The sequence below is a fragment of the Thiomonas delicata genome (assembly GCF_900088825.1).
GTDB lineage: Bacteria > Pseudomonadota > Gammaproteobacteria > Burkholderiales > Burkholderiaceae_C > Thiomonas_A > Thiomonas_A delicata.
In genome coordinates this window covers 679,533-692,061 of the sequence record NZ_LT592170.1, presented here as the reverse complement: position 1 = coordinate 692,061, position 12,529 = coordinate 679,533, and the positions used below count along the sequence as shown (strand labels likewise).

Here is a 12,529-nt window from a genome sequence, read left to right as displayed (position 1 = left end):
CGACGCAGGGTTTGAATCCAATCCGGCGTGCCCGGCGTAAGGAGTTGCAAGGCCACGGATTCGCGGCCTGTTGACCCAACCCCTTTCACCAAGGACACGACCATGGATGCTTCCACCACCACCCGCACCTCCACACCCGAACTCGGCCGCCGCAACTGGTTCAAGCAAGGCGGCCTGTTCGTCGCCGGGCTCACCGCCGCGGGCACGCTGGCGTTGCCCGCACGCAGCTTCGCCGCGTCGATGTCGAACGACGACGACATCAAGATGCTCAACGTCGCGCTGGGACTGGAGTACCAGGCCATCGCCGCCTACCAGGTGGGGGCCGAATCCGGCCTGCTGCAAAAGCCGGTGCTGGCGGTCGCCGTATCGTTCCAGGGCCAGCACAAGGCACACGCCGGTGTGCTGGAGTCGACCATCCACAAACTGGGCGGCACGCCGGTGATGGCGATGAAGCCGGCGGCCTACGGTTTCCCCACCGACCAGTTGAAGAACCAAGCCGATGTGCTGCGCTTTGCCGCCGGACTGGAAAAGGGCGCCGCCAGCGCTTACCTGGGCACGGTGCCGCAATTCCACAACCGCGACTTGGCCAAGGCTGCGGCCAGCATCCTGGGCGACGAGACCATGCACTGGGCCATTCTGCTCAACGCTCTGGGCGAGAACCCGGTGCCGGCGGCGTTCATCGCCTGAACCTTGCAGGGGCGCCGGCCGAAGGCTCTGGCGGATACCGTTTCACGCCTTTGTCATGGCCGGTTTCACACTACCTGCGCAAGCCGCAAGCCAGCCATTAAGATGCCGAGACACCTCGGCGCCTGTGGCTGGCCCGGGTCCTTTGCATCGCATGGGGCTGCGCCGCACGGGGCCAAGGAACTTGACGCGCCGGCCCGCCGCGGCGTGTCATACCAGCCACTTGTCTTGCCTTTTGCGATGCCCGATCTTGAAAAACTCCTGGCCTACACCGCGCTGGCCGACCAGCAGGCGTTCGCCGCGCTGTATCAGGCCACGCAGCGTCGTGCCTGGGCCATCTGCCTGCGTCTGCTGCGCGACCCGTCCGCGGCCGAAGACGCCATGCAGGACGCCTATGTGAAGCTCTGGCATCAGGCCGCCAGCTACCGACCCGCGCAGGGCACGGCGGAGGCCTGGTTGAACACGGTGGTGCGCAACACCTGTCTGGACAAGCTGCGCGCGCTTGGACGCGAGCCGGTGGAGAGCATGGATGCGATGGATACGCCGCTCGATCCGGCCGACGCGGCGCCCGGTCCCGAGCAACTTCTGGAGCGCAGCATGTCGCATGGCACGTTGGAGCGCTGTTTCGGCGCGCTCAAGCCGCAGCAGCGTGAACTGCTCACGCAAACGTATGTGATGGGTCATTCACATCGCGAGCTGGCGTCGCGAAGCGGCATGGCGCTGGGCACGATCAAGACGGTCATTCGGCGTGCCGTCATCGCGCTGCGCGAATGCCTTGGAGAAGGGGTCGCATCATGATGAAGCGCTACGACCACCCCGAACTCATCGAACGGCTGACTGCCGACTACCTTACCGGCGGCATGAACCCGGCCGCGCGCCGCCGCTTCGAGACCTTGATGCAGGACCGGCCCGCCGTGCTGCTGGCGATGCAGCGGTGGCGCCGGAAATTGGACGACGGCTTGCTTGGCGAGGACGCCCCCGCCGGCGTCTGGACGGCCGTGCAACAGCGCCTCGCCGGTGCTGCGTCAACTGCTGCGGCGTCCGCGCCGGCGCCTCGGGGCTGGGCCAAACGCACTTGGCAAGGCCTGGCGCTGGGCATGGGCGTGCTGGCCGCCTCGCTCTTGATGTCGCTGGTCGCGGTGCTGCAGGAGCCAGGCCCGCCGCCGCCGGCGGCGGCGCAAATGGCCGCGCTGCTGCAAGGCCCGGACGGACATGCGGCGGTCATCACCGTGCACCAGGACCGGCTCGTGCTGACCGCGGTGGGCGCGGTTGCCGTGCCGAGCGGCAAGTCGTACGAATTGTGGATGCTCCCGGAGCACGGCAAGCCGCAAGCGGTGGGGGTGGTGCATCTGCGCACGGCCGAAACCCTGCGGCTTCCCGTGCCGGCGCTGGAAGCGCTGACCCAGGCCAAGGGCTTTGCGATCAGCGTGGAGCCTGCCGGTGGTTCTCCCACCGGGCAGCCGACCGGCCCCATCACCTACCAGGGCAAAGTGGTGGCGATGTCCAACTACCAGCCTCCTCAGCCACAGATCCTGCGCGGTCAGGGCGGTGGCGGGTTCTACGAATAGTTGCCTCGCGCACCATGACGACGGCCGCCACACAAGCGCAGGACTGCCCGCTGTGCACCGGGGCCGGCGGACTGCCGGTGTGGAATGGGCGCTGGATGCGCCTGATCCGCGCCGAGGAGGCGCTGCACCCGGCCACCTATCGCCTGGTGTGGCAGACGCATGCGGCCGAGTTCACCGACCTGGACCCCTTGCAGCGCGGCGTATGCATGGACGCGGTGGCCTTGGTCGAGCGCGAGATGCGCACCGCGCTCGGCGCACACAAGATCAATCTTGCCAGCCTGGGCAATGTCGTGCCGCACCTGCACTGGCATCTCGTCGCCCGCTGGAACCGGGACGCGCATTGGCCGCAGCCGGTGTGGGCGCCGCCGCAGCGCGAGGCCGACGTCGCGCGCCTGGACGCGCTGCGCGCCGCGCTTCCGGCATTGGATGCGCGCCTGCGCACGGCATTGCGCGCGCGCTTCGCTCCGCCGCCCGAGGCAGCGGAAGGGTCAGATCACTCTTGAATAGCGCGGCGCCTGCAGCAGGCTGGCGGCATCGTGCAAATGCCGGTCGAACTGCATGGCGATGACGCGCACCAGCAAACGCCCCTGCGGGGTGACGCGCAGGGCGAGGCCGTCGCGTTGCAGCAGCCCCGCCTGCTCCAGCGGTTCCAGGCGCTTGAGGTCGGCCGCGAAATAAGTCTGGGCATCGCGCAGGCCGTGCCGCTGCGCGAGGTCCTGCAGGTCGAGCGCGAAATCGCACATCAGGCGCTGGATGGCGTCGCGGCGCATGAGGTCGTCGTCGCCGAGGGTCAGGCCGCGATCGACCGGAAGCTCGCCTGCGGCGAGCGCGGCGCCATAGGCCTCCAGCGACTTGGCGTTCTGGATGTAGTGGCGCCCGAGCTTGGAAATGCCCGAGACGCCGAAGGCCAGCAGGTCGAGGTCGGCCTGGGTGGAATAGCCCTGGAAATTGCGGTGCAGCTGGCCTTCGCGTTGCGCCCGCGCGAGTTCGTCATCGGGCAGCGCGAAGTGGTCCATGCCGATGTAGACATAGCCGGCGTGCGCCAGCCTGCGGATGGCCAGGCCCAGCAAGACCAGCTTGGCCTGCGGCTCGGGCAGATCGGCCGCGTCGATGCGCCGTTGCGGCGTGAAACGCTGCGGCAGGTGCGCATAGCTGTACAGCGCGACGCGGTCGGGGCGCAGATCGACCACCTGCTCCAGCGTGGCGGCGAAATTGAAAGGATTCTGGCGCGGCAACCCGTAGATCAGGTCGATGCTGACCGAGGCGAAACCGTTGGCGCGGGCCGCCTGGATGACGTCCCGGGTCTCCTCGACACTCTGGATGCGGTTGACCGCCTGCTGCACGGCGGGATCGAAATCCTGCACGCCCACGCTCATCCGGTTGAAGCCCAGCGCGGCCAGATGCGCGACACGGTCCTTGCCGACCTTGCGCGGGTCGATCTCGATGGAGTACTCGCCCCCGGGTTGGAGGGCGAAATAACGGTGCGTCATCTCCATCAGCCGCCCGGCCTCCTGGTCGGACAGGAAGGTCGGCGTGCCGCCGCCCCAGTGCAGCTGCGTCGCCCGCAGGCGCGCGCCCAGCAAGGAGGCCACACGCTCCATTTCCCGCTCGACCTGGTCGAGGTAAGGGCCGCTGCGCGCGTGGTTCTTGGTCGGGATCTTGTTGCAGCCGCAGTAGTAGCACAGGGTCTCGCAAAACGGGATGTGCGCGTAGAGCGACAGCGGCGTGGCCGTATCCTGGCCGCGCTCGCGCAGGGCCGCGGCATAGTCGGCGGCCCGGAAATCCTGGCGAAAGCGGTCGGCCGTGGGATAGGAGGTGTAGCGCGGACCGGCCACGTCGAAGCGGCGGATGAGGTCGGGCTGGAAATCGAGATTCGTGGGCATCATGAGCATGCACTATGCGGGTTCGCCGTCACCACGTCTTTGATCTAGCGCAACGAGCAAGGGCACACCTCCCTGGCAATAGGGGGGAATCGTCCTCATGCTGCAACGCAAAATCGCTCTAAGATGCCTGTTCTTTCCATTCCGGGCCGCAGTGCGGGAATCTTGCCGCACCGGGTTTCACCTATGCAAAACAGCGAAATACAACACAAGGGTTCGATGGCTGCGCTCAGCCTGGGGGCTCTTGGGGTGGTGTATGGCGATATCGGCACGAGCCCGCTCTACGCCTTCAAGGAGGCTTTCAATCCCGCACACGATCTCGGCTACAGCGCGCCGAATATTTACGGCGTGCTGTCGCTCATCTTCTGGGCGCTGACCATCATCGTCACGGTGAAATACGTGATGCTGGCGCTGCGCGCCGACAACCAGGGCGAGGGCGGCATCCTGGCGCTGATGGCCCTGGTGATGCGCCGCTATGCGCCGCGCACGCGCGGGCGCACGATCGCGGTGTCGCTCGGCCTGATCGGGGCTTCGATGTTCTATGGCGACAGCATCATCACGCCGGCCATCTCGGTGCTGTCGGCGATCGAGGGCACGACGGTGGCGACCCCCTTGCTGCACGATGCCGTGGTGCCGCTCACGGTGCTCATCCTCATCGGCCTGTTTCTGGTGCAAAAGCGCGGCACGGCGCTGGTCGGGGCTTATTTCGGTCCCGTCATGATGGTCTGGTTCGCCGCCTTGGGTGTGCTCGGGTTGATGCAGATCGTACGCAACCCCACGGTTCTGCTCGCCTTGAATCCATGGTGGGGCGTGGACATGTTCATCCGCGAGCCGGGGCTGGCGTTGTTCCTGCTCGGCGCCGTGTTCCTCACGCTGACGGGCGGCGAGGCGCTCTATGCCGACATGGGCCATTTCGGCCGCCAACCCATCCGCAGGGCTTGGCTGGCCGTGGTGATGCCCGGCCTGCTGCTGAATTACTTCGGCCAGGGCGCGCTGGTGCTGGCGCATCCCGAGACGGTGAAAAACCCGTTCTTCTACCTGGCTCCCGACTGGGCGCTGTGGCCCCTGGTGATTCTGTCCGCGATGGCGACGGTCATTGCGTCGCAAGCGGTGATCTCGGGCGCCTATTCCATGACCACCCAGGCCATCAAGCTGGGCTATCTGCCGCGCATGAAGGTGCAGTTCACCAACGAGCGCAATCAAGGCCAGATCTACGTGCCATTCATTAACTGGATGCTGCTGATCTTCGTCGTCCTCCTGGTGCTGGCCTTCCGCACCTCGGACAACCTGGCCGCGGCCTACGGCATCGCCGTCAACATCACCATGGTCACCACCACCATCTTTCTATGGATGGTGGCGCCCAAGCGCTGGAATTGGAGCGCGCGGCGCACCAACCTGGTGTTCCTGCCCTTGGTGCTGGTCGAGACGCTGTTCCTCGCCTCCAATTCGCTGAAGATCGACCATGGCGGCTGGTTCCCGCTGGTGTTCGGCACGGCGTTCTACATTCTGCTGTCAACATGGAAGCGTGGCCGCACCCTGCTCAAGCGCCAACTGCAGGAGCATGCGCTCAACCTCAAGGATTTCGTCCATAGCCTGTCCACCTACCCGCCCACGCGGGTGGAAGGCACGGCCATCTATCTCACGCCCGACGCCAACACCGTGCCGCACGCGCTGCTGCACAACCTCAAGCACAACAAGGTGCTGCACGAGCGGGTGATCTTCCTCTCGGCGCAAACGGCTGACGTGCCCCATGTGCCCCCCGAGCAAGGCGTGCAGCTCACCACCATGGAGGAGGGCATCTACCTGCTGCATGTGGACTTTGGCTTCAAGGACGAGCCGGACATCCAGAGTCTGCTGAAGGAATGCGAGCGCATGCACGGGCTGGAGTTCCACCTGATGGAGACCTCTTTCTTCCTGGCACGCCAGACCATCATTCCCTCCAAGCTGCCGGGTATGGCGCCGTGGCGCGAAGTGCTGTTCTCCTGGATGAGCCGAAACGCCCAAGAAGCCTCCGACTACTTCCGCATTCCGCCCAACCGGGTTGTGGAACTGGGCACGCAGATCGAGATCTGAGCGAAAAATTTCGCGCAGATGTGCTGAAATTCACGGCTTCGCCCAGGATTCGTCCATCACCCGCTTGCAAACCGGCTCTTCGTAGGCATGATTGATGCATGACGGGGTTGATGCCGTCGTTCGCCATTGGAGGTGCTTCATGTTTGCCGTTGCCGCCTACAAGTCCGTCTATGCTGTCGAGGATGTCGAGCGCAAGCTCAAGGGCTTGCAGCCCGAGGCTCACGACCAGCTCCGCCATACCTATGCGCAGATGATCGAGGCCGGCGGTCAGCGGCTGGCGATCAAGCCCGCGGAGTTGCCCGATATGGGCGCCCTCCACCAGGAGTTGCCCAACTTCGAGGAGCCCCTGGAGGACATTCGCCGCTCGGTGGCCCTCGCGGCCGACAGCCGTGACGCCATCGAGATCACGCCCATGCTGCTCCTGGGCGAGCCAGGCATCGGCAAGACCCACTTTGCCCGCCGCGTCGCCGAGCTTCTCGGCACGTCTTGGGCACTCGCCCCGATGAATGCGCTGACTGCCGGGTGGATTCTCTCGGGCTCGTCGTCGCAATGGAAGGGCGCGCGCCCAGGCAAGGTGTTTGAAACCCTGGTCCAGGGTGAGTTCGCCAACCCCGTGGTGGTCATCGACGAAATCGACAAGGCGGCTTCGGCCGCGCAATACGATCCGCTCGGCGCCCTCTATAGCTTGCTGGAGTTCGACACGGCTCGGCATTTCACCGACGAGTTCGCTGAAATACCCATCGATTGCAGCGCGGTGGTCTGGGTCGCCACGGCCAATGACGCTTCGGGCATCCCGGAGCCCATACTCAACCGGCTCAATGTCTACGAGATCGAGCCCCCTGACGAAGCGGGCCTGCGCGCCATCGCGGCACGCCTCTACAGCGCGATTCGCGACGGCCATGACTGGGGCGCCGAATTCCCCGCCTACCTGGATGACGACGTCCTCGATTTTCTCGCGCAGTTCAAACCCCGTGAATTGCGCCGCCTGATCACAGGCGCTTTCGGCGCGGCCAAGCTTGACGGACGACGCACGCTACGGCGCCAGGACTTCATCCCTCACACCTCCAAACGCCATGCGCGCATAGGTTTCGTGCAATAGAAGAGAAGGCCGAACCGGAATCGGGGGGGCTTTCCTGTCCCTTTTTTGGCTTGTGTGTGATGATATGCAGCTGCGCAAGATTGCCGCCCAGCCGCGTCTTGATCCCCGGGCGTTGCTCGCCTACTCGCCACACCCGCCTCGCCTTATGAATCTGATCAAACCCCTTGTTGCGTTGCTGGCGATCGTCAATCCGCTGGGTGCGATTCCATTTTTTATCATGTTTACCGAAAATTTCACGGTAGAACAGCGCAAGAGAACAATTTACATCAGCGCCTTCTCCGCTTTTCTGGTGATTGCAATCAGCGCCCTGGTTGGCATCGAGTTGCTGCATTTCTTTGGTATTTCCCTGGCCTCTTTCCAGGTCGGGGGCGGCATGTTGCTGCTCATCTCCTCGATCAGCATGCTGAACGCTCGCACCGGCGCGGTGCGCTCGACCCCGGAAGAAGTGGATGAAGCCGCTGCGCGCGCCAGCGTTGCCGTCGTTCCGCTGACCATTCCGCTGCTGACGGGACCCGCGACGATCAGCACGGTCATCATTTATGCCAACAAGGCGCGGCACTGGACGGATCTGCTCGTGTTGGTGTCGTACGGCGTCGTCATTGCGTTGGCCGCCGCGCTGTCCTTTCGCGCCGCGGAGCGCATCGCCGGCTTTCTGGGCAAGACGGGCATCAATGTGATGACCCGCCTGATGGGGTTGATCCTGGCCGCGTTGTCCGTCGAAATGATGAGCGATGGCCTGCTCAAGCTGTTTCCCGGGCTTGGACGTTGAAAACGTCGCCGCCCCGGCGCCCTGCCCGCGAGCCGAGGGTTTTCCCGCGTGCGAAATCCTGATTCCACCTCAATAATCTTGAGCATTCGCAATGCTTGCGCGCAGCAGTCCAAGGGTGAGCACTGAGGAGACAATCCAAGGGGATCACGGGCAACCGCAAAACCCCACAGCCATCAGCGGCAAATGCTGAAACCAGGGCGCCTGAACACTTGTTCCGGCGCCTTTTCTTTTTTGACTTCGCGCCGGATCATGCGACCTGCGGCCTCGCGCTATTTGTTCAAGAGTTCCTGCTGCATTTCCAGGTAGGCCGTATAGGCATTGAGGCGATTGGCCGCCTCGAATGCAGGCATCGATACCCAGGGCCCCCAGTCGACTCGGGCATAGGCCTCGTCGAAGGTGAGCATCTCCTCCGCGCCCTTTCCCATCGATGCCATCAAGGATTGCAGATAGTCCCGCGTCAACGCGATGCCCGGCTTGGGGTCGCGCGAAGGCTGTCCATGACCGGGGACGACCCAATCCGCTTCAAGCGTCGACATCTTGCCGAGCGAAGCGAGCCATCCCTTGAGATTGGCGCCGACGACATAGGGCACCCGCCCCTGGAAGAACAAATCGCCGGCGAACAAAACCCTGGGCTCCTGCACCCACAGCATGATGTCTTCGGCTGTATGCGCCGGCCCGGCTGTGATGATCTTGAAATGAATTCCACCCAATTCAAAAGCATGATCCCCGTCAATCCACTTGTCGGCCGGGACGATGCGCTGCTTGTCGTCGACATCGGGATAGAGATCGCGCTGCCGCTGCGCCAACCTCTGTTGGATCAGATCCGACGCGAGTTCCTGTTTTGCATGTGATTGCGCCCAAACTTCGGCGCCCTGGGCCTTGAAAGCCTGCAATCCATAAAAATGGTCGGCGTGATAGTGGCTGATGACGACCAGCTTGATCGGTTGTCGGGTCACGCGACGAATGGCTTGCACCAAAGCTTCGCCGAGTGGCGCGGTGCCCAAACTGTCGAATACGACGACTCCGGCCGGGGTCACGACAAAGCCGGCGTTCGCGTTGAAACCCCGATTGGCTGAACTCGCTGGTCCGCTGTCCCCAATGACAGCGTAGACATGCGCTGTCAATTGCTGCAATGGCAGTGGCGCAAGCCCTTGGGCCCTCGCACCTGAAAGGCTGGGCCATACCCATAGGATGACCAGGAGCCAAAACTTCCACCGCGGCGGCCCATGTTGTGCGTTCGCTTCCATCTATCTACCCGAGGTCTGATGTAACCAAGTGTAGACGCCCCCTGGGCCGCAACCCTAGCGGCAACGCACAAAATAAAACGGGTGTTCCACGTGGAACACCCGTCGAATCGGCGCTTCGGCCTCAGCCGCGGCGTCGCTCAAATCATTGCGCCTTCGCCTCTTCGGCCGTTTTCTCCAATTTGGCGACGTGCATCATGATGGTCGTATCGGGCGTTTGTGGCTCATGCAGCAAAATCTCTTTCGGAAGCTGTCTTGTCTCCTTGATGTGCTGCCATTTCGGATACGGGATGGAGCCTTAGCATAATCCGCTTGACTCATCGTCCACCGATCCCAGAGTTGTTTAGCGCTCGAAGATCAAAATGATTTCCACATTTCTCCGCTTCACACGAATGCAAACCACAGTCAACCTCAATTCTGAAGCAGCCGCGCCCCTCGCATCAGACGCCTGCCGATGTTCCACGTGAAACATGGAAGCGGCTGACGCCTTGGCAGAACTACAATCATTGCGGTCAGAAGAGGTTCCCCAGGATGGATTACCCAAAAATTTTCGACGTCATCGTCATTGGCGGAGGGCACGCCGGCACCGAGGCGGCCCTGGCCGCCGCGCGCATGGGCGCCAAAACGCTCCTGCTCACGCACAACATCGAAACCCTCGGCCAGATGTCCTGTAATCCATCCATCGGCGGCATTGGCAAGGGCCACTTGGTGAAAGAACTGGATGCCTTGGGCGGTGCGATGGCGATGGCCACCGACGAGGCTGGCATCCAATTCCGCGTCCTCAACGGCAGCAAGGGCCCCGCCGTTCGTGCCACCAGGGCCCAAGCCGACCGGATTCTCTACAAGGCAGCCATCAGGCGCAGACTGGAGAATCAACCCGACCTCTGGATGTTTCAACAGGGGGTCGACGATCTTCTACTCGAAACCAATGGGCTTGGCGAGCGTGTTTGCGGTGCCGTCACGCAAAGCGGGATCCATTTTCGGGGCCGCACCGTCGTCCTGACTGCAGGGACTTTTCTCAACGGCAAGATCCACATCGGCCTTGAGCATTACGCCGCCGGGCGAGCCGGAGACCCGCCAGCCACGACCCTCGGCCAACGCCTGCGCGAGCTGAAACTACCCCAGGGCCGTCTCAAGACGGGAACCCCGCCGCGCATCGACGGGCGCAGCATCGACTTCAGCAAAATGGAGGAGCAGCCCGGCGATCTCGATCCAGTACCGGTCTTCAGTTTTCTCGGCCGGGCCGAGCAGCATCCTGCGCAATTGCCCTGCTGGATCACCCACACCAATGCCCGGACGCATGACATCATCCGGCGTGGACTCGACCGCAGTCCGATGTATACCGGCGTGATCGAAGGCGTGGGGCCTCGCTACTGCCCCAGCATCGAAGACAAGATTCACCGCTTCGCGACGAAGGGCGCGCACCAAATCTTCCTCGAGCCCGAAGGGCTCACCACGCATGAGTTCTATCCGAACGGCATTTCAACCAGCCTGCCTTTCGACATCCAACTCGAACTCGTCCACTCGATTCAAGGCCTGGAACAAGCCCATCTGCTGCGCCCGGGCTATGCGATCGAATACGACTACTTCGATCCGCGCGCATTGAACAGTTCATTGGAAACACGCGCCATCGAAGGCCTGTTCTTCGCCGGCCAAATCAACGGCACGACGGGCTATGAGGAAGCCGCGGCCCAAGGCCTGCTGGCCGGCGCCAACGCCGCGCTCAAAGTTCTCGGCCGCGAACCCTGGTGCCCGCGGCGCGACAGCGCCTACCTCGGCGTGCTGGTGGACGATCTCATCACCAAGGGGGTCAGCGAACCTTATCGGATGTTTACCAGCCGGGCCGAGTACCGCCTGAGTCTGCGCGAAGACAACGCCGATTTGCGCCTCACCGAAACCGGTCGCCGCCTGGGCCTGGTCGACGATGCCCGCTGGGACCATTTCTGCCGCAAGCGTGACGCGATCGAGCGCGAACGCCAGCGACTGCGCCTGACCTGGGTTCAGCCCGAAACGCTGCCGCCAGCCGAGGCCTTGCAACTCGTGGGGCAGGCTATCGAGCGGGAATACCGCCTGGAAGATTTGCTGCGCCGCCCGGAAGTCGATTACACGCGACTGACAACGGCGCTGCAAGGGCGCTACGCGGCGCCCGAACCCCTCACACCCGAACAGGCCGAACAAGTGCAAATCGGCGTGAAATACGCCGGCTACATCGACCGCCAGCAACTCGACGTCCAGCGCGCCGCCGACTACGAACAACTAGCCCTGCCAGCGGACCTGGATTACAGCGCCGTGCGCGGCCTCTCGATCGAGGTGCAGCAAAAGCTGAGCCGCGCCCGTCCGCAGACGCTGGGCCAGGCCTCGCGCATTTCGGGCGTGACGCCGGCGGCCATTTCCCTGCTGCTGGTTCACTTGCGCAAGAAACGCCTGCGCCCGGCCAGCACGCCGCAGGCGGCATGAAGCCCATCCCGAGCCTGCTGGAAGAGTCTGCCCGATGAGCGCGCGCCACACCGGAACCCCGCAACACGCGCGCGGCAACGACACAGCGGAGGCGGCCTCCACGCGCTCAGTGCAACTGCTTCAGCTGCTTGACGCCTTGAAGCTGGCGTCCTCGGAGCAGCAGCGCGGGCAACTTCTCGCCTATCTCGACCTCCTGGAGCGCTGGAACCGCGTCTACAACCTCACGGCCGTGCGCGAACCGCAACAAATGCTCACCCTGCATCTGGCCGACTGCCTGGCCCTGCTGCCAACCTTGGCCGAGCAGTCCCCGCGGCGCCTGCTTGACGTGGGCTCAGGGGGCGGCCTGCCGGGGCTCGTTCTGGCCATCATGCGGCCTGACATACAGGTCACACTGAACGATGCCGTGCAGAAGAAATGCGCCTTCATGCAGCAAGCCGCCGTCGAACTGCGCCTGCAAAACGTCGAAGTCCAGCATGGCCGCGTCGAACAACTCGAAGGCCAGACCTACGATTGCATCACCAGCCGGGCCTTCAGCGACTTGGCCACGCTGGTGAAACTGACCGAGCGCCTTCTGGCGCAAGAAGGCCGCTGGGCCGCCATGAAGGGGCTCCCGCCGCGGGAGGAACTCGCGGCGCTGCCCGCCGAGATCGAAACCCAGGTGCAAACCCTGGACGTACCGGGATTGCAAGCGCAGCGCTGCGTGGTTTGGATGCTGCGTCGCACCATTTCAACCCAAGACCAAGGCTCACGCTAGG

General features: G+C 63.9%; 11 protein-coding genes. 9 read left to right on the top strand and 2 right to left on the bottom strand.

Annotated elements, in window-relative coordinates:
* Positions 1–102: 102 nt before the first annotated feature.
* The 4 genes from THIARS_RS03300 (at position 103) to THIARS_RS03285 (ending at position 2,755) form a co-directional block, all read left to right on the top strand.
* Entirely contained in the window at positions 103–687 is a 585-nt protein-coding gene (locus tag THIARS_RS03300) for a ferritin-like domain-containing protein (RefSeq protein WP_094159459.1), read from the top strand.
* Between the two features lie 237 nt (positions 688–924).
* Positions 925–1,482 carry a sigma-70 family RNA polymerase sigma factor gene (locus THIARS_RS03295; RefSeq protein WP_094159458.1) on the top strand — a complete coding sequence of 186 codons (558 nt, stop codon included), beginning with the start codon at positions 925–927 and terminating at the stop codon, positions 1,480–1,482.
* Positions 1,479–2,252: an anti-sigma factor gene (locus THIARS_RS03290; protein WP_186436549.1), complete on the top strand. Its 774-nt coding sequence runs from the start codon at positions 1,479–1,481 to the stop codon at positions 2,250–2,252. Before THIARS_RS03295 ends, THIARS_RS03290 begins: the two co-directional genes overlap by 4 nt.
* Positions 2,253–2,266: 14 nt before the next feature.
* Positions 2,267–2,755, top strand: a complete 489-nt coding sequence (locus tag THIARS_RS03285) for an HIT family protein (protein WP_094159456.1) — start codon at positions 2,267–2,269, stop codon at positions 2,753–2,755.
* On the opposite strand, the gene hemN is transcribed toward THIARS_RS03285, so the two are convergent.
* A complete protein-coding gene (gene hemN / locus THIARS_RS03280; protein ID WP_094160597.1) occupies positions 2,741–4,138 on the bottom strand; it encodes an oxygen-independent coproporphyrinogen III oxidase in 1,398 nt (465 codons plus the stop codon). The two genes, THIARS_RS03285 and hemN, sit on opposite strands and share 15 nt — an antisense overlap.
* A gap of 180 nt (positions 4,139–4,318) precedes the next feature.
* Here hemN and THIARS_RS03275 point away from each other — a divergent pair, with 180 nt between their 5' ends.
* The 3 genes from THIARS_RS03275 (at position 4,319) to THIARS_RS03265 (ending at position 8,073) form a co-directional block, all read left to right on the top strand.
* Positions 4,319–6,205 (top strand): potassium transporter Kup, encoded by a 1,887-nt coding sequence (locus tag THIARS_RS03275; protein ID WP_094159455.1) that lies wholly within the window; start codon positions 4,319–4,321, stop codon positions 6,203–6,205.
* Positions 6,206–6,344: 139 nt separating this feature from the next.
* Positions 6,345–7,304 (top strand): AAA family ATPase, encoded by a 960-nt coding sequence (locus tag THIARS_RS03270; RefSeq protein ID WP_094159454.1) that lies wholly within the window; start codon positions 6,345–6,347, stop codon positions 7,302–7,304.
* Positions 7,305–7,449: 145 nt separating this feature from the next.
* On the top strand, positions 7,450–8,073 hold the full coding sequence (locus tag THIARS_RS03265; RefSeq protein ID WP_094160596.1) for a MarC family protein: 624 nt from the start codon (positions 7,450–7,452) through the stop codon (positions 8,071–8,073).
* Between the two features lie 269 nt (positions 8,074–8,342).
* Here THIARS_RS03265 and THIARS_RS03260 read toward each other — a convergent pair whose 3' ends face one another.
* On the bottom strand, positions 8,343–9,206 hold the full coding sequence (locus tag THIARS_RS03260) for an MBL fold metallo-hydrolase (protein WP_245845471.1): 864 nt from the start codon (positions 9,204–9,206) through the stop codon (positions 8,343–8,345).
* Between the two features lie 642 nt (positions 9,207–9,848).
* Here THIARS_RS03260 and mnmG point away from each other — a divergent pair.
* Together mnmG and rsmG are read left to right on the top strand one after the other, a co-directional pair.
* On the top strand, positions 9,849–11,774 hold the full coding sequence (mnmG, locus tag THIARS_RS03255) for a tRNA uridine-5-carboxymethylaminomethyl(34) synthesis enzyme MnmG (protein WP_094159452.1): 1,926 nt from the start codon (positions 9,849–9,851) through the stop codon (positions 11,772–11,774).
* Between the two features lie 34 nt (positions 11,775–11,808).
* Positions 11,809–12,528, top strand: coding sequence for a 16S rRNA (guanine(527)-N(7))-methyltransferase RsmG (gene rsmG, locus THIARS_RS03250; protein WP_094159451.1), 720 nt, complete (start codon positions 11,809–11,811; stop codon positions 12,526–12,528).
* Position 12,529: the final 1 nt, after the last annotated feature.

Coding starts and splice junctions, on each gene's coding strand:
- THIARS_RS03295 (WP_094159458.1), top strand. CDS start 925: ATGCCCGATCTTGAAAAACTCCTGGCCTACACCGCGCTGGCCGACCAG.
- THIARS_RS03270 (WP_094159454.1), top strand. CDS start 6,345: ATGTTTGCCGTTGCCGCCTACAAGTCCGTCTATGCTGTCGAGGATGTC.
- rsmG (WP_094159451.1), top strand. CDS start 11,809: ATGAGCGCGCGCCACACCGGAACCCCGCAACACGCGCGCGGCAACGAC.
- THIARS_RS03275 (WP_094159455.1), top strand. CDS start 4,319: ATGCAAAACAGCGAAATACAACACAAGGGTTCGATGGCTGCGCTCAGC.
- THIARS_RS03265 (WP_094160596.1), top strand. CDS start 7,450: ATGAATCTGATCAAACCCCTTGTTGCGTTGCTGGCGATCGTCAATCCG.
- mnmG (WP_094159452.1), top strand. CDS start 9,849: ATGGATTACCCAAAAATTTTCGACGTCATCGTCATTGGCGGAGGGCAC.
- THIARS_RS03300 (WP_094159459.1), top strand. CDS start 103: ATGGATGCTTCCACCACCACCCGCACCTCCACACCCGAACTCGGCCGC.
- THIARS_RS03290 (WP_186436549.1), top strand. CDS start 1,479: ATGATGAAGCGCTACGACCACCCCGAACTCATCGAACGGCTGACTGCC.
- hemN (WP_094160597.1), bottom strand. CDS start 4,138: ATGATGCCCACGAATCTCGATTTCCAGCCCGACCTCATCCGCCGCTTC.
- THIARS_RS03285 (WP_094159456.1), top strand. CDS start 2,267: ATGACGACGGCCGCCACACAAGCGCAGGACTGCCCGCTGTGCACCGGG.